9 protein-coding genes are annotated in these 19,588 nt (G+C 38.1%); 5 read left to right on the forward strand and 4 right to left on the reverse strand.

What is annotated here, in order from left to right; genetic code table 11:
• Nucleotides 1-9: 9 nt before the first annotated feature.
• From BLS98_RS13125 to BLS98_RS23590, 4 genes are all read right to left on the reverse strand, one after another.
• Nucleotides 10-1,197: a right-handed parallel beta-helix repeat-containing protein gene (locus BLS98_RS13125; protein WP_139166113.1), complete on the reverse strand. Its 1,188-nt coding sequence runs from the start codon at nt 1,195-1,197 to the stop codon at nt 10-12.
• 543 nt (nt 1,198-1,740) lie between these two features.
• Nucleotides 1,741-3,690 (reverse strand): KUP/HAK/KT family potassium transporter, encoded by a 1,950-nt coding sequence (locus BLS98_RS13130; protein WP_089736966.1) that lies wholly within the window; start codon nt 3,688-3,690, stop codon nt 1,741-1,743.
• Nucleotides 3,691-3,925: 235 nt separating this feature from the next.
• The gene (locus BLS98_RS13135) at nt 3,926-5,599 is read right to left on the reverse strand and encodes a helix-turn-helix domain-containing protein (protein WP_089736967.1); all 1,674 of its coding nucleotides are present in this window, start codon (nt 5,597-5,599) and stop codon (nt 3,926-3,928) included.
• Nucleotides 5,600-5,671: 72 nt separating this feature from the next.
• The gene (locus tag BLS98_RS23590) at nt 5,672-7,321 is read right to left on the reverse strand and encodes a helix-turn-helix domain-containing protein (protein WP_228425220.1); all 1,650 of its coding nucleotides are present in this window, start codon (nt 7,319-7,321) and stop codon (nt 5,672-5,674) included.
• A gap of 453 nt (nt 7,322-7,774) precedes the next feature.
• On the opposite strand from BLS98_RS23590, the gene BLS98_RS13145 reads away from it, so the two are divergent.
• The 5 genes from BLS98_RS13145 to BLS98_RS13165 all read left to right on the forward strand — a co-directional run bounded on the left by BLS98_RS13145 (nt 7,775) and on the right by BLS98_RS13165 (nt 19,407).
• Nucleotides 7,775-8,350 (forward strand): hypothetical protein, encoded by a 576-nt coding sequence (locus BLS98_RS13145; RefSeq protein ID WP_139166114.1) that lies wholly within the window; start codon nt 7,775-7,777, stop codon nt 8,348-8,350.
• A 290-nt stretch (nt 8,351-8,640) separates the two neighbouring features.
• Entirely contained in the window at nt 8,641-10,467 is a 1,827-nt protein-coding gene (locus BLS98_RS13150) for a hypothetical protein (RefSeq protein WP_089736969.1), read from the forward strand.
• A gap of 192 nt (nt 10,468-10,659) precedes the next feature.
• A complete protein-coding gene (locus tag BLS98_RS13155) occupies nt 10,660-11,244 on the forward strand; it encodes a hypothetical protein (protein WP_089736970.1) in 585 nt (194 codons plus the stop codon).
• A 79-nt stretch (nt 11,245-11,323) separates the two neighbouring features.
• Nucleotides 11,324-11,848: a hypothetical protein gene (locus BLS98_RS13160; RefSeq protein WP_089736971.1), complete on the forward strand. Its 525-nt coding sequence runs from the start codon at nt 11,324-11,326 to the stop codon at nt 11,846-11,848.
• 89 nt (nt 11,849-11,937) lie between these two features.
• Complete coding sequence (locus BLS98_RS13165) at nt 11,938-19,407, forward strand: beta strand repeat-containing protein (RefSeq protein ID WP_139166115.1); 7,470 nt, start codon at nt 11,938-11,940, stop codon at nt 19,405-19,407.
• Nucleotides 19,408-19,588 lie beyond the last annotated feature (181 nt).

Raw genomic sequence — 19,588 nt, forward strand, 5'->3', positions numbered from 1 at the left:
CATTAGAAATTATTTAGAAAAACCAGATCCGTTGATATTCAAAGTACCGCCACTGATAGTTCTTGGAGTTGCTAAATAATTTACCTGAGGTTTATTACCAACATTTACCGGCCAATAATTAGCCCAGCTGTTAGAACCTCCATAGTGCCCTGCATCATTTCTGGTTAAATCTAAATCTGTGTATTTTACATCAGGATTTCCTGCATTTACATTCATTCCGGTTACCGTGTAGGCTGTATTGCTAAAATTCATATTCACAGATCCTGAATTGTTACTTTGGGTCATAGTTCCATCGATTACAAAAGGATTGGTAGATAGATTGTAACTGGCTGTTATATTAACATTAGTACTGTTATTACTAATACAAGAATTAGTTTGCCCTATCACAAAAGAGATAGCATTGTTCATAATGGCAATATTTCCCGTACTTGTACTATTATTCATGCTAATCCATAAAGGAGCCACATCACCAGCACTTGTGTCATAGATCGTATTATTAATTATTTCATTAGAACCTCCTGTTTTAATCCCATGCACAGATATACGGCTGCAAAAATTATTATACAATTTAAAATCATAAAAAGGTTGTGTATAAGACATTACATTCTCAACGATATTACCATAAACCTCAACATCAGACGTCGCCATGTAAGACTCCTGTAGATTAGAATTAGAGCGTATAGTAATAAACTGTGCTTTATTAGCTGTAGCTCTTCCGTGAGAAAAATTGAGGGCTCCCCTAACAATACATCCTGAGATATTTGTGGTTACATTGGATTGGTTAGCATACACATTATTCAAATCACAATTCCAAAGGTTGATGGTGGTTCTTCCTCCGGACGCAGGTCCGTTAACCGTTACATCATTGATTGTATAATTCCCCGAAGTCAAGTTACTGATGGTTATCACTCTTCCTGCAGCCGGATTGATGGTAATGGTTCCTTTAATGAAATACCTGCTATAATTGGTTTCGGAAACAAAAGTAAGTGATTTGTTGATGATGAGGTTTTCTGTATAAGCATCTCCATTGGCTTTGGGCTGAATGATGATTCTATCTCCATCTGAAGCTGCAGTAATAGCTGCACTTACCGTAGAATAAGCTCCACCGGTTCCGCTGTTTCTAACATATAAATCGGCTGCAAAAGCCATAGTACTTGATAAGCCTGCGAAGGCAATGATTAGTAGTTTTTTTGTCATGATCGTATAAAAATTGATTGGTTTATTATTAAATTCTTTGATTTTCAGCCTCCTCAAACAGTCCCAAAAGCATTACTTTTCTCCAAATCAATAGCGAAATACCTAATTATTGGGGTATCTCTTTTTTGATTTGAAAAAATAATCTGGTAGTCCTATTGATAAAATACGACTTGATGCTACAGGCACTGTGAGGACTTAGTAAGATTTACATTGTTGGACACAATGTGTTATGATGAATTCGTACAATGAGTGTGTTCATGGTTTAATTAGTTTTCAGGTTTAGGTTTTTAGTTTTTTAATTGACAACAAGATCTATTATGATTTTATATCGTCGAATGCAAAAGTATATTTTTATTATGGATCATGAAATAGCTGAATAAAAAATAACTGTAAGATCTTTGTTTGGTAAAATTGTATTGTCTTTGTAGAAATACGTCTTAAAAAAGTAATGCTCAGCAAAAATCTTCGATTTTTGCTGAGCATTACATTGAATTATAGTTAGAAAAACAGTACTGAATGTGATAGAAACATCAGCAGCCTATATCATTTCCGTTCAAGTTTGTTTTCTGCGAACGGAACCACCACTAAAGGATATTTCTCTGTTTCAATATGGCTTTTATCTAGTCCGAAATTGATAAAATCTTTTACAGAAAGGTAGCGCAGGTTATAGTAGCCTTTCATCACAAAATTCTTCCAGAACGGCATTCTGTTATCGTAAGAAAGGAAGCTATCCATAATCATGAATTTAAAATCACCAATTTTATTCTGCTGATAAGCCTGCTCCAGGGAATCTTCAACGTCTACTTCATGGTTTTCGATCATGTCATTAACCACTTGTTTGAAATAGTATCCAATTCTTGGGTCTTCACGAAATCCGAGATCAAATTGAACATAATACACATCATTTCTGATGATAGTTTCTACAGAATACTTTTGTGCATAAGGCTCATCCAGGATATTGACATGTACAAACCAATAGATATCCGCTCGTTTAGGAAGTCCGAATTTCAGGATTGAATCCATCACGGTTTTTTCAATTCTTTTTTCAGAGTCTGAAGTGGTGAGATAAACCAGGTTGGTAGCATATTTCGGAAGCTTTTCATCGGTACTCAGCTTGGTTAGCAATGGAAGGTAATCTGAAAATTTGACAAATGACTGGATATCCGATTTGATCTTCCTTCCCCTCCACCAGATATACATCACAGTGAATAATGAAAAACCAAGCAACAGCGTAATCCACCCGCCTTCTTTTACTTTTTGAAGATTGGCTGCTAAAAAGCTTAACTCAATGGCTAAAAAGATTCCTGTAATTAAGATATTCAATATAAACGGAACTCTTTTTATACGAAGGTAGGCATTGATTAAGATGGTACTCATTAACATCGTAAGTGTTACACTCAGACCAAATGCAGCTTCCATTTTGGTACTTTCCTTGAAGTAAAGCACCATTCCTACACATCCGCACATCAGAAACCAGTTGATAGCAGGAATATAAAGCTGACCTTTTACATTGCTTGGAAAAAGTACCATGTGTTTGGGCCATATATTAAGTCGTATGGCTTCATTAATCAATGTAAAGCACCCGCTGATCAAGGCCTGAGAGGCAATAATGGTAGCCAGTGTTGCAATACATAATGCTACCCAGAAAATTGATTTGGGAACAATATGATAAAAAGGACTTAAGCTTCCCACTTCTTCTCCTACATGGTTCAAAAGCCATGTTGTTTGGCCCGCATAGCAAAGAATAAGCGCCACTTTTATAAAGATCCAGGTAAATCTGATATTGTTTCTTCCACAATGTCCCATATCACTGTATAAAGCCTCTGCTCCGGTTGTACATAAGAAGATACTTCCCAGAAGCCAGAATCCTTTAGGTTCATTCACCAGCATCTGATAGGCATAATAGGGATTTAAAGCTCTGAAAACTTCCCAGTTATCCCCTATTGCCATCATCCCTATAGTACCAATAAATCCAAACCAGATAATCATTGCCGGGCCAAAAACCTTTCCTATTTTATCTGTTCCAAACTGTTGAAAAATAAAAAGTAATACTAAAATTCCGATGATAACAGGAACGGTATTAAAACCAGGAACCACTGCCTGAACTCCTTCTACCGCTGAAGAAACGGAAATGGGTGGAGTGATGATTCCGTCTGCCATTAAAAAAGCACCCCCTGCCATAGCAATAAACACCAGCCACTTGCCGCTAAACCGCCTTACTAAAGCATAAAGCGAGAAAATTCCACCTTCTCCTTTATTGTCTGCCTGTAGTGTAATGAGGACATATTTGATGGTGGTCTGGAAAACAAGGGTCCAGAAAATACAACTCAAACTACCCAGAGCAATGGCTTCTGTGATCATTTTATTGTGAAAAACAGCATTGAGGGTATACAATGGCGAGGTTCCAATATCACCGAATACAATTCCTATAGCGATCAGAGATCCTGCGAGGGTGATTTTCTTGTGAAAATCTAGACTGTTCTGTCCGGACATAATGATTTAGTTTTTGATGCAAATTAATCAAATTCCGAATCGAAATGATCCCTAAAGTATTTTTTTAAAACAATTCAATAAAAATGATGATGATTTAGCTTCAAAGGTTCCTATTTTCAAACAAAAATATTAAATAAAATACTAAAAATCAACAATATACACCACACCCATTTAAAACAAAGCAAATAAAGACAATTAAGGTTTGTTGTATCCTCTTTTAGGTCAGAATGTAAACCTATGCAGAAGTTTTTAATTGTTCCACAAAATAGGACGGAGTAAACCCTTTTTCTTTTTTAAAGGCATTCACAAATACCCGTGGAGTGGTATATCCACATTCTTCTGCAAGATAGGCGATCTTGTACTCTCTGTAAATTGGATTGGCGTAGAGCATTTTAATGATATAATTAATCCGAAGTTCATTGATATAGCTGGTGAAATTATGATTTTTGTAGATTTTTATAACCTCCGAAAGATACTTGGGATTAGTCGTAAGACTATTGGCCATCCAGGTAAGACTCAAATCCTTCCGAAGATACTTTTCTGAGGCTTCAAATTTTTCAAGCTTAAGAAGTAAGCCTTTTACGGTTTCATCTGTAATGGTAATAGAGGATTTTATTTCATTATTTCGCTCTACTATTGGTTCTATTTTATTTTCTTTTTTTTCCTGACTTATTTTCTCAATAAGATCTTTATATTTTTCATGAATAATCTTATTGCTTCTTCTTCGATAGATCAGCATTCCTCCGGTTATAAGACTAAGGATAACAACAGAAATAATAACAATTCTATTGATCTTTTTCTCTCCGTTGATTTTAGTTTCTGAAATAATCTTTTTAACAGGAACTTCTACGGCTTCCTTTTCTATGGAATTAATACTGTCATTCAATTTTGAAAAAAGATCTAGATATTTTTGAGAGGTTGGGCTGTCTCCGAGTCCCAGATACGATTTTGCCAGTACCATATATCCTACTCTCCGGTTATAAGGCATGCTGTTAGACTTCTCCAAAGCCAGCATATTCTCTCCATATTCTATTGCTTTTTGGTAATCTTTTTTCATTTGATAAAACTCCTGAAGTGCCTGATACAAATCTATTTTTGTCTCCGGATTTACTTCTCCTTTAATAATATCAAGTTGTTTTAAAGCTTCCATAAAATAGAATTCAGACAGCTTAACATCCCTTCCTTTATTTCTGCCATCCCTGTAGTGAATTCCCAAGTTCATATTGACTGATATCAACATATCAATTTTTTCCTCTAAAGGAACATCTTTACTTTTATCACTTACTTTTAAGATTTCTTCCCTGCTTTTTTCCAAAGAATACAGGGCCTTTTCATCCGAGCGTCCCTGGTAATACGGTGCCATGTTGTAATACACCAAAGAAGTCTGATAATACCTCTGATTGATTTCAGGAATCAGTTTTGCATATTTCAGCGCGGTTTCATATTCCTTTAAGCTCACATCATATAAGCCCAGATTTTCATGCAATATTGCTCTTTTATTGTATAAAATAGATAAGGTTTTATAATCTTTCTGGCTTACTGCCAACTCTCTGACTCTGTTTGATATTTCCAAAGCCTTTTTATAATCATAGTCCTGGGAATAGATCAACATTATATTTTTTGTTGCATTCAATTCTCCTTTTTCACATCCCACAGCCTTAGCAAGATCATTTGCTTTTTGAAACAGTGCTAGAGCTTCTTTACTTTTTCCGTTGTTATTAAGAGCGGTTCCCTGATCTATTAATTGGTCTATATTTTCATTTCCGGGACATGAAATTGAAGCACCATTTACAATGGAAAAAGAAAGGAAAAATAACAAAGAAATAAAAGTGGTATACAACCTTTGAAAAAACTGATTACTGCCCCACCAAACAAACCGGGATATTCGCAAAAGTAATTTTTTAGCCATAAGATGATATTTTATATTGAACTAGTATTTTTCATGATCCTGACAGTCAAAAAACATGAAAGGATTGAAAATTTATGCAGAAACTTTTAATTGTTCCACAAAGTAAGAAGGTGTAAAACCTGTCTCTTTTTTGAAAGCATTTACAAATACTTTCGGGGTTGTATATCCGCATTCCTCTGCCAAATAAGTGATCTTGTATTCTCTATATATCGGATTTTCATAAAGCTTCCTGATGATATAGTTGATCCGTAGCTCGTTGATGTAACTGGTGAAGCTATTTTCCCTGTAAATCTTAATAACCTCCGAAAGATATTTTGGATTGGTATTGAGATTATTGGACATCCAGGTAAGACTCAGATCCTTTCGAAGATATTTCTCTGATTTCTCGAATTTTTCAAGCTTACTGAGCAGCGCTTTTACCGTTTCATCAGTAATGACAATGGAGGATTTGGATTCATTATTTTTAATATAAGGTAATACCTCTGTTTCCTTCACTTCTTTTGCATCCTCATTGATCTTAGCAATCAATTCTTCGTATTTCTTGTGAATGATTCTTTTTTTTCTTCTCCAAAGCATAATGCTCACTATTATAGCTATGAGAACCAGGACACCGGTGAGAATTAGTTGCTTTTTAGAATTCTCCTGATGTCCTTTATCTACCTCTGCAACCATCTTTTTTATCGTAGTATCTGCATTTGTCCTACCTGCAATGGTTATACTGTCCTTAAGATTAGTATATTTCCTCATATAGTACTTGGACTTCTCCTTTTCACCAATTTCCATATAACAGGTAGCAAGAAACTCATAAGACTCTACTCTTGAAGATGGACGTTCATGATGCTTTTCCAATTGTAATGAACGGTTGGCATAATCAATAGATTTTCGATATTCTTTCTTTTCCAAATACAGCCAGCTCAATTGATTCAAAAGCGTGGTTTGTGAGCGGATAGGCAAAGCATTCGTTTTCTCCTGAAGTTTTTCTGCTTTCAGAAGATTTTTTTCTGATAATTCCAAATTACCTTTTTCATCGGAATATTCTAGGTAAAATATGCCTAAACGGGTATAGATAAAAATGACTTCGTTATATTTAATCTGATTAGAGATCTCGCCATTATCATCTTTTATTTTCAGACCTACTTCCAATGCTTTATTAAGATAGTACACTGTTGAATCTTTGTATCTTTTCTTTTGGAATTGATGATTCATGCTGTTATAGTAAGAATGCAAGTCCATATAGCTCTGCGTTAATCTCAGGTATTTTCTGTCAGAATTCTTTATGGTCTTTGCCAATCTAATGGCTGTTTCTACATCCTTCTTACTGGCACTATCAAGGCCTAGATACATTAGTGCCAACGCATTCTTCCTATATATGCTGGACATAACCCCAGTAGGATCCTCATGCTTATTTTGAACTATTTTTTTCAGCTCATTACCCAATTCAACAATCTCCTTATTTTTGTCCTGCATACCATATGCACTCATCAAATAATCACCACTTAATAAGACCCCATTTTCAAACTTTAATTTTTCTGATGCTTCTTTTAGTTGAAGCAACATGCTTTCCTGTTGTTTTGAATCTATGGAGTCTCCATTTTCTTTAATGTATTTCAGTTTTTTAATAATTACATCTTTTGTAATAGATTCAGCGCCCACTTCTTTTATATGTTGAGCAGATATTGCATAAAAGGCAAAAAGGATAAAAAATAAATAGATTTTTTTCATTTGGAAATTGGAATTAATTTTTAAAGGGAAGATTTAATAAGGGAAAACAACCAGTGATACCAACATCTATATTAGGATAAAGAAACTTAGGCGACTATCATAGGTCTATTATCTATTTTTTGTTTAAAAAATTCATAATAACTCATCTTTTAGCTTCAATACATCACGAACCCTCATTATATTGATTCTTTCACATAACTCACCCATTCGTAATTATCATTTGAGCAAATTTAATGAAATATATACTCCAAAAATACAAATACCTATTTGGGATTTTTTTAATTACACACAAATACATTAAAAAAATACAACACACTGATTTACAGTACATCAAAATTGTAAAATAGATTAAACAGCATATGAATCTTTCCGAATTATTCCTATACTAAGCTTGTACAGGCATTATCGTAGTTATAATATTGCATAGAAATGCTAACCGATTCTGAAAATAACATGATGAACCAACACTTCTCTCTACATTTATTTGGAGGGAGAAGGTTTTTCTTATTGATCTTTTTGCTGGTGAATTTTCAGATCGTACAGGCTGTTTGTAAACATAATGAGATTTCTTCATCCAATTCCGATCCCTCATCAACTGCATTATTTATATCTGAGGGAACCGTAGTTTCAGGTATAGAACAAATATATGCTTCAACCCCAAAAAGGGAAAAAATAAAGAAAAATTTCAAAAGAAAAAATTTTACCACATCCAATAAAAGGAAGTCCAAAAAAGAGAAGATTTTTTCTCAAAGAGTTGAAAACAGTCATAAAGCCGTATCAATCTTCATCAGGAATACACCATCAGAAAAATCCCTATTGGCTATTTCTGATAATGATAAACAGATTGTAAGACCCAATCAGCATACGATGAAATTCTTTCTGCTTGGATTCGAAAACAAAACACCAGCATTAGTGAGTCTATTGGACATTTTTCTAAAAAAAACTCATAAAGATCAATGGTTTTCCAATCTCATTGTTTTCCAAAGTTTCAACCGCCCACCACCATTCCTCAAAAGGGCTGCCATTTAATTCAATTCATCAGGTAGTTTCCATTTTTTTATTCAACGAAAATTCAGCATGATTCATCCATTTCGCCGGGCTTATCCGATGCGAACAGGGAGTATCATGTATTGACCCAAATAAAACAGATGATGATATTTCAAATCATAAAGTAAAGAGTATCATACTCTAAACCAATGTGAATATGATGAAACAACATCAATAATCAGTACTACAAACTCACGTCTTAAAAAAAACTTGAAAGAATAAAAACACATCAGGTTTTATCCTACCATAAAACTTTAAAAACCCTTTTTAAAATGAAAAAAAACACAATTTTCTTAGCAACATTCCTTATGAGCCTACCTGTTTTTGGGCAAGTAGGAATTAATACACCCAACCCGCACCTCAGTGCTTCTTTGGAACTGGCTTCCAACAACAAGGCCCTCTACCTGAATAGAGTGGCCAATACTTCTGTAATCAACGACCCACAATCCGGGATGGTTATATATGATCTCACGGATAAATGCGTAAAAGCATACCAGGGTAATCCGGCAGGATGGTCAGGATGTATCATAGGAAACAGCGGACTTACAGGCGCAGTTACAAGTATTAATTGTGCTGGCGCTTATTTTACTCCAAATTTTGCAACAGTGGGTCAGCCTTATACAGGAACATTAACTGTTCCCTACACCGGAGGTAATGGCGGAATATATCCTGCACAAACCACTACCGTGAACGGACTCACCTTTAACCTTCCTTTAGGTGTTTTTGCTACCGGAGATGGCAATGTGGTTTATAATGTTACCGGAACTCCTGCCACAGCAGGAACCACTGCGGTAAATATTACTATTGGAGGACAAAGCTGTTCCGGAGCTAATGCTATCTCACTTGTGGTAAATCCGGCCACAGGCAATCCTGGCGGTGTATTGCCGGGAACTGTTACATTAGCACAAAACAGCCGTTATTGGGTAGCTTCTGTATATGACAATGACTATCTGCCTTACACCGCTCCTACAGCACCTGCCAGCACTGCTACCATCAATGCTAATGGTAGTCCAGACACCTTGGTTGATGTACAGGGAAGCATTACTACTACAGGTATTACAGTTTATATTCCAGCTACTGTAACAGGAAGCGGCGGGACTGTTGCAGCATGGAGTAATACGATTACCATTCCAGCAAATTTTACACAGGATGGTATATCCAGACAGGTACAATTATCCTGGGCTGCACAGACTCTTACGACCTCTAACACCTCAGTTACCGCTACCCTCAAAGCTATTGGCGGAACTTTGAATGCCAAGAAATTAGACATTAATGCAGGAATAGGGAATGATTATCTGGGATTGTTATTAGGTACTTTCCAATATCCATACAACCAAGCCGGTGCACTCACCACTTATCAGCTGCGTGACATACCAGGCATACCGGACAGGATGTTTGGGCAAATAGACAATGCCGACAAATATGAGCACAACTTCCTTTACTTACCAATACAGGCGGAAGACGGTAAAATATGGCTGAACAACAACCTTGGGGCAAATTATGCTAATCTGAATCATCCGGCATTTAATCTTACCCAGCAGGCAACGAGTACCACAGATGTAAATGCTATGGGTTCCCTCTTGCAATGGGGCAGAAAAGCCGACGGACATGAACTTATGGAAAGAAATATTAGTGCGCCAAGTTATGGGACTTTTAAATCTGGAGTTGTATATGGACAGGTAGCAACCTGGACCCCCACCTATCCTTATAGAATATTTTCAGCACCTAGTCACGTTCCTAGTGAATGGACATCAGCTACTGTACCACCAGCAGGAAACAGATGGCTGGCTTCTTCCCCCAACAATCCTTGTCCACAAGGCTTCAAAGTGCCTGTAAAAGCAGAATGGGAGGCAGAAATCACAGCTTCCGGCAGTGGTGGGCTATATTCAACAACCAAAAAGTTAAAATTAACTTATGCCGGAGAGGGTATTGATAATACAGCAATATTTAATCCAACCGTTCCCGTCTATTCAGCAGCAGATGGTTATAATGCTACATACAACGCCACAAACACTTTAATGAATAGTGTTGTTTACGGACCTGGCATAGGTAATACTGAAATAGATAAGGCTAAATCCGTACGCTGCATTCAGGAGTGATAAACATCGTCCAATACGGGCAATAAAAGAAATGTACAACAACACCAAACCTTACTAAAGTATTATGTTCTGGTTGAGGTTTTAGAAACAGTCATAATTTTTGCCAAATGACTTCTTCCCTGTAAAACAGGATGCCAACAAGCCATCAATACTAAGGTTTGGTGTACTCTGAAATAATAAAAAAATCATTAAATGAAATCCATTAATATTTTAAAAAGAATAATAACCAGCATTGCACTTATGCTGGGAATCCTTTCCTATTGCCAGATTGGTATAGGAACTGCAACTCCACACCCAAGCTCTGACCTGGACCTTGGTGCTAACAACAAAGCTCTTTATCTGAATAGGATCTCTAATACCACAGTTATCGACGACCCACAACCAGGTATGCTGGTCTTTGATGTATCTGAACAATGCATCAAAGCATACCAAGATGATCCTCCAAAATGGTCCGGCTGCCTGGACTCAGCGTCCGGTATCGTATCAGGATTTACTTGCTCCTCAGCATCATTCAGTCCTGCAACGGCTAATCAAGGAGTTGCCTATACAGGGACACTCACAATCCCCTACACAGATGGCAATGGCGGAACTTACTCTGCACAAAGTTTCACACAAAATGGGCTAACGTTCGCTCTTACAGCAGGAAACTTCAGCATAGGAACCGGAAACCTGGTATATAACATCAATGGTATTCCTACCGCTTCCGGAACGACCTCAGTAAACATAATGGCAGGAGGACAAAGCTGCAACGGATTGACGTTGACTGTAAATCCATAAAAATAACAAACCACCTTTTTTTGGAGAGAACAATATCAGGAAATAAAACATTCCATTCATATAAACCTAATTAAAAATCATGAAAAACAAACTTTTGCCCATAGCAATTCTACTTGCTGTAACGGGTACTGTACAGTCTCAGGTTGCCATAGGAAAACCAACAGTAACCAATACTGCGGTATCCTTGGAATTTGCAGACACAGAAAATAGGGGATTGATACTTCCTTATGTAGAAACGAAAACAGGAATTACAGAGAACGGTACCATCATTTATGACACCACCGATCACAAAGTAAAATACCTGAAGGATTCCGGAACGTGGACCGACTTAAGTGTTGACAACACCGGAACTGCCAACATTTTGATCCAAACCAGCAAGACTGAATCCACAACGGCAAAAACAGCCATCGGATCAGCTGCTGCTACAGACCCCACACCGGGGGTATTGGTTTTAACGGATACCAACAAGGCGATGATATTACCTAAAGTGGTGAGTCCACACCTCAACATCATTAATCCTGCCCCTGGTATGATGGCTTATGACACCGTGAAGAAGCAGATCGCTGTGTATAATGGCACAGTCTGGAGTTTTTGGAAACCTTAGATCAATAAAAATGAAGGAAAAAACACTTTTATCAGTCTCATTCTTTAAAAACACCCATTGTCGAAAATCCGACTAAAAACTATTAAGTCATGAAAAAACAAACCGTCTTTTTCTTCATATTCCTCATTATAGGCAATATGATGATTCTGGCACAGAACTGCAACATTAATGCAGGCGCCAATGCCGTTATTTGCGGCACATCAGCCAACCTCTCGGGAAGCCCTGGAGGTAGTACGTCAGGGAATCCCACCTGGTCATTGGTTTCCAAACCGGCAGGTGCACCCAATCCTATCATCGCAACCCCTTCAACATATGCTACCAACGTCACAGGGATGACTTATCCAGGTAATTATGTATTTCAGATTACCCAGAACTGTACTACAGGAACGGCAACTTCACAGGTAACCATTACGGCACCAGGAGAAGTTTCATCCTTTACGGCAGGGCCAGATATCACAAATATCTCTGCCAGTACTGGTACAGCAACCTTAAATGCAGTAATACCAACGGGGTATACGGCATCGTGGACTTATTACAACCTTTTTAATTATGAGAATTACAGTGATATCACGACCACGAATGCAACCATGTCTAATACGACAACAGCAAGCCCTATCCTGACCCTTACAAAGAAAGCCAATCATGATATTGATCCGGCTTATCGGGCAGTATTAAGGATAACATCCGTCAACAACCCAAGCTGTTGGTATGAAGATGATGCAATCGTGAGATTCATTCCCAATCCTCAGATTATTCCATCGGTAACCAACGATAGATGTTATCCATCAACAGATTCCGACCGCTATATAACCTTGAACAGTACTTCCCCTATGTTTGCTACCAGCACAGCAAACTCTTCAGGTAATCCTGCATTTGGTACTACAATAACCGTGAATCCTATTAGCCAGCCTGTAGGGGGAAATATATCATTTGGGAAATTAAGGAATAGCCTCCTATTTTTTAATGGTGTAAATACAATAGGAACCTATGTATTTACCATAACCATCACCAATGCTAACGGAACATATACCACTCCCCAGATTACCTACAATTATAATGGTATTCAACCGAATAATGTAAGTTTCCTTGATTCTTCATATCCTGAGCAGATGATGAACTACTCGCCAGGTGGAAGTGGAGGAGGCGTATATTGCAATATGGTAGGAAAAACAACTCCCATTACCTTTTATTTTAAAATTGACCCTTCAAATCAAGCATCCATAACTACTACAATTAGTAATTCAGGAATTACACCTCCTGGAGGAAATCCTACTTTTGTATTGAATGGAACAGGGACAATGAATAGAAATGTCATTGTAACTCCTCCATCTGGAGGATGGAGAGCAGGGACTTATGTCATTGCACTGTCTACAGGTGATGGGGCATGTAAGAACTCTCAATCCTATTATATCCATATTTCAGATGCAAGCCGTCCAAATGTAACGGTACCTACTACTACAGTATGTTATCCTGGATCTGGTTTAGTAACAGCCACTATTCCATTACCTGCTGTATATAAAGGAAATGTAAACACAAGCTATTTCCAGGCATTTAGTGGCAGATATGATTTTACGCTGATTTCTAAACCTACAGGAGCCTCCAATCCTACCTATGACGCTACCAACCTTAGAACGATTACCAATACTTCTACTACGATAAGCAATTTGGATAAGCAAGGAGAATATGTATTTAAAATAAAAGCTGTTCCCGATGCAGGAGGTGTAGATTCCAGATTCTTCGATAAGGAATATGCTTGCTCAGGAACTTCTTTTGAAGGTACATTCTCTATATTTGTTAGTACACAAGTTGGTTCTAATGCAGGATCCAACCAAATCCTGGGAATAGGAGCATCACAAGCCAATCTTAACGGAAATAATCCCGGAGTATCATCTACAGGTGTTTGGACTTTGGTATCAAAACCAGCAGGAGCTTCAAATCCTATCATAACAAACCCATCTCTATATAATACTGATGTTACGGGGCTTCTAAGTTCTGGAGCATATACTTTCAGATGGACAGTTACTACGGGTACTTGCAGCAGCTTCAGTGATCTGACAGTGAATGTTTCCGCACCATCTCCGGGAGGGGTTCCTGCCGCTGTCTGGTATAAAGCAGATGCTATTACTTCATCTGATAATACTGCACTCAACCAATGGAACGATCAGATGGGAACAGGATATAATCTTGTACAGGCTACTACTACCCTACAGCCTACTTTTTCTAATCTGAATAATCTTGCCAATTTTAATCCAACCGTTACTTTTAACTCTACAGGACATACGGTAGGACAAGGAGGTTTCATGGCTGCAGATCCGGGAACTGGAAATGAAATCATAGACCGTACCAAAGGAAGTATTTATATTGCCGGTAAAATGAACACGCTTGGTGCTGCAGGATTAGCAGGTTTTGATCCAACAATGGATTATCCAGGCTTACATATTTCCAATAATGCCACTACAGATAAATTATTGTTCTATACGGCAGGAAGTGGTTATACTACATTATCCACCAATTTATTTGCGGCTAAAAAACCTTTTGTAGCAGGATCTTCATGGTTGAATGCTGCAGGATCTACAGCGTCAAATCCTTTAGCTAAAGCATGGTTGGATGGTAACGAATCCATTTACAACAATACGCTTAATAATGTAAATACAGGAAATACAGCCCGTGCTTTTAGAATCGGACGTGATACCAACTGGGGAAGCCATGATGGACAAATGAATGAAGCCATTGTATTTGCCACTCCTCTTACCGCAACAGAAAAAGCCCGTGTAGATTCTTACCTGGCCGTTAAATGGGGAACAACACTGATGAGTGATTATGTAAATTCCACAAACAGTATTGTATGGAATACTTCTCCAACCTACCAAAATAATATTTTTGGTATTGCCAGAGACAATCTTTCCACTTTATATCAGAAGCAGTCACGAAGTGAAAATTCTAACCAAAAACTAATCATAGGAGTTGGAAGTTCATTAGCAAACACAAATGCTGCCAATACAAACAGCTTGACAGAAGGACAATTCCTGATTGCTGGAGATAATGGACTGAAGCAAGAACTGAAAACATTGCTACCTTATACAGCAGGAACCAATGGAGAAGCCAATTTCCGTTTTGAATCCATCTGGAAAGTTCAAAATACAGGAAATGTAGGAACTGTAACAATTGCATGGCCTAAAGGGGTTAAAAACATGTATCTGGTTCAGTCTTCTGATGCTACGATTGATGCTACAGACAACTTTACATCAATGGCTACAGAAGTTACTGTAAACGGAGTGGTATACAACACTGCCACTGTAACATTAACGAATGGACAGTACTTTACTTTTGCAGGATTCCTGCATGCACCAGGAGGAGTTGTTTCTTCTCTTTGGTATCGTGCGGATAAAAAATTAACTCCTGCAGGTGGAGTGGTGACTTCTTGGACAGACTATTCTTCAGGTGCAGTAACCATCACACCCAACCTAGCGACTACTACATCAGCGCCTACAGCAACAGATGGAACAGGGCTGAATCTGAACTTTAACCCAGGGGTTACATTCGTACCTGCAAACGCTTTGGGGAACTCATCCCTATTGAATGCTGTTTCCAGCACCAATTATTCAATATATACGAGCACTACACCAATTACCGGATCAGGTTATGACAGAGTTGTAGGATTGAATTATTCTACGCTTACAGGAGGTAATAAGTATGACAGCCCAGGGATTGCTGCTGTTAATATTAATATGAGGGACAATACATCAGGTTCCCATATTAATGCTGCTGTATCACCTGTTGCAGCTCAGTATGCGCAACTAAGCAATACAAGCATCGTAAGAAACAGTTTTACCAATAATCAGTTCCAAAGAGCTCTGAACGGTGCAGCTGTCATTTCTACTATGGCCATGGCCCCAGCCCTTACCACCTGGCCAGACGGAGGAATTGTATTGGGAAGAAATGCGAACGATGCCGGAGATGATAACGGTACTGGAATGACCATGTCTGAAACCATCGTTTTTGATAAAGCACTTACAACAAATGAAATCAACAGAGTTGACTCTTACTTGGCTATAAAAGGAGGTATTACTCTTGATGTTACCAGTACATCAAACTATCTTAGCAGTAATTCCTCTTCTGTATGGACATCCGGAAACAATACAGGATATAATAACAATATCTTTGGGATTGCAAATGATAAGCTATCTGATTTGAATCAAATGCAGTCCAGCAGTATCAATCAGGGGCAAAAGCTAATCATCGGAGCAGGAAGTTCATTGGCTAACACCAATGCTGCCAATACCAATACATTAGCAGATGGACAATTCCTTATCACAGGTGACAATGGTCTTAAACAAATCCTGAACACTCCATTAGTATACACAACAGGAGCGAATGGAGAAACTAATCACCGTTTTGAAGCGATCTGGAAGGTTCAGAATACCAATGCTGTAGGAACTGTAACAGTGGCGTGGCCTAAAGGGGTTAAAAACCTGTATCTGGTACAGTCTCCCAGTTCTGCATTTGATGCAACGTCTACTTTCACCCCAATGACAACGGAAACAACCGTAAATGGTGTAGTATACAACATAGCCAATGTAACATTAGCTAATGGGCAATATTTTACCTTAGCAGGATATTTATATGCTCCTGGAGGAGTTGTCGGAACAGATTTCTGGATCAGATCTGATGATGCAGGAGATATTGCCACTGCATGGAAGGATAATTCCATCAATGCAAATGACATTCCTGCAGTAGGTACATGGACTCTTTCTTCAGCAGACAGAGACCACAACTTCCATCCATATACTACAGGATACAGTGCTTCGAAGTTATTCTACAATAATGCTTCAGCATTAAATCCAACCAATGGAGAATTGCCTAATATCTCTCATTCTATTTTCTCAGCCGTGCGACCTACCACTTCAGGGACAGGACGTATTACAGGAATTGATGATGACGCAACCTATGCTTCTGAGCCTGCAACATCAATTGCCAATGGAAAGCCAAGACATTATGAATTTTACAATGTCACAACCTCAACAGATTTTTCAGCTACCTTCAATATCGGTGTTTCTAATGTATTCTCAACGATAGCAGATAATTCTGTTGCCAATGGTGGAACATCCACTTTTTCAGGAGGAGAAAAAAGATTAGGTTTGAATGGTACTTATGAAGCCACTACATTCAATAACACAAATAAATTCCAGATTTTTGGCCGTAACCTAAGGGTTGGACATGCTGGATGGGATGCCGCGGGAGCTTTCCCTGGAGACATTATGGAGGTTATTTGGTACAAGCGTACATTAACAACCAATGAACAGTCAAGAATCAACTCTTATCTTGCTGTAAAGAATGGAGTTACTCTGAATGAAAACTATCTTTCTACTAACAGTAATGTGGTATGGGACAGAACCAACAATACCGGATACAATAATAATATCTTTGGTATTGCAAAAGATGAGGTTACGGTCTTGAATCAGAAGCAATCTGGTAGTATCAATAATGGTCAAAAGCTTATTATCTCCACTACAGGACTAGCGGATAATAATATGGCCAATACTACTGGTCTTCCTACTAATCAGCAATTCCTGATGGTTGGAGATAACAACCTGAAACAAGGTCTTAACACTCCATTAGCTTATACTGGTGGTGCTAATGGAAATGTGAATTATCGTTTTGAAGCAATCTGGAAAGCTCAAAATACAGGAAATGTAGGACAGGTAACTGTTGCATGGCCAAAAGGAATCAAAAACCTGTATTTGATACAATCTACAGATGAAACTTTTGATACAACAGATAATTTTACCCCAATGACTACAGAGGTTACCATTAATGGAATAATCTATGAAACAGCTAATGTAGCATTAAACAATGGGCAGTTTTTCACTTTTGCAGGTTTCGGACTGGCTCCGGGAGGAGTTGTAAACAACCTTTCTTATTGGTACAGAGCTGATAAAGATGCCGTTAATACGGGAGATGGAACAGATGTTACAGCATGGACGGACCAGTTCTCAGGAACTACATCAGCACAATTAGGAAGCAACGCTCTACCAAAATTCAAGACGGGTACTTCCAATTATTTCAACTTCAACCCAGGAGTTAATTTTACAACAGGAACACAAACTCTTGGTAATGTAAATGTCAGAACATTTTCTGAAGACTCTTATGATGTGTTTACATTTACTAAAGAAGGTATGACTAGTGGAGGTGCCCATCCTAGTATCTTCAGATCTCTGGTGGATAATGCATTACTTACCGGAGATATACGCAGATGGGATGGCTTGGGTATTGTAATGGATAATAGAATAGAAAGGTTTTCCAATACAGGAGGTAATACCGATTATTATGGAACTCCAGCCGGAGCATTTTCAACAACCATCCCAAGTATCATGTATCATACATTTACAGCTCTTAGTACCACTAAGGCTCTTAATGGAGCTGCAAATTTTGCAACAACCAACCATACAGGTACGGGGGTCCGAAATCTAAATGGAGGACATTTATTCGGAGATTCTCAATTTGGAGGTAATGGTAGTGATAACCGTGGATTCATAGGTAATTTAGGAGAAACCATTATCTATGGTGCAGGTAATCTTACCACTACTGAACGTAGAAGAGTAGATTCTTATCTTGCGATTAAATATGGAGTTACACTAGGAAGAGTGAATACAGACCACTACCTGGCAACAGATGAAACTATCGTATGGAATGGAACGGCCAGTACTCCTTACAACAACAATATCTTTGGAGTTACCAGAGATGATATTGAAGTCTTTGAGCAGAAAGTTTCAAAAAGTGTAAACGCAGGAACAATTCTTACCGTTGCCACGATCAGTGATTTTGCTTCTCCCAACCAACTTGCCGCAAGAACAGGATTTGTAAATGACAAAACCTACTTCCTGATGGGAGATAACAATGTTACAGCAACACCGCTTGTGAACACTACGATTGCCGGAAATATGATGAAGAGAATCCAGAGAACCTGGTTGTCTCAACGTTCAAATACTCCGGGAGCTTTATACTTCGAAGCTGATCTCTCAGCTTACGGAGCTACTTTCTCCGCAGGAAATAGTATTCAGATGATTGTAGCAGATGATGCTGCTTTTACAACGAACGTAAAAACAATTGCCGGAATATTTACAGGTGGAAGATGGGTATTCATGAATGATTTTAATGCAGATAATGCTTTAAGATACATCACGTTTGCGGAGGGAAAAACCTATTGTTACAAACCTGGGGCTATTGCTACAGCTGGTAATCCTGAATTGCCTACAAAAGTGGGAATTACTTCTCTTGGAAGAGCCGGAGCTGGAAGTGCAGACAACTGGCCAATGGTAAGAAAAGGAGGATGGCTTGCAATGGAAGCAAAAACCAAAGGATTTGTACCAAACAGGGTTAAGTTCAATGCCTCTAATCAACCTGTTGCTGCTGATGGGGTAACTCCTGTTATTACAGCTCCAGTGGAAGGTATGATGGTATATGACACTACCAACAAATGTATGAAGGTATTCACCCTCAAAGAAGGGGATTCATCTACGGCTTGGCATTGTATATCTACGCAGACATGCCCTGATTAAAAACAAGTTAGTTCATTAATTGATAACCACTTAGCTCCGGGAAGTATTGTACGGAACGGAGCTAAGTCTATCAATTTAAAAATAATTGATTACAACACTTAGGCATTGAAAACCATATCATGATAAAAAATGGTAGTAAATACCCTATCAACACTATTTTAACAGGAAGGCATTTACAGCA

Source organism: Chryseobacterium jejuense (assembly GCF_900100075.1).
Taxonomy (GTDB): domain Bacteria; phylum Bacteroidota; class Bacteroidia; order Flavobacteriales; family Weeksellaceae; genus Chryseobacterium; species Chryseobacterium jejuense.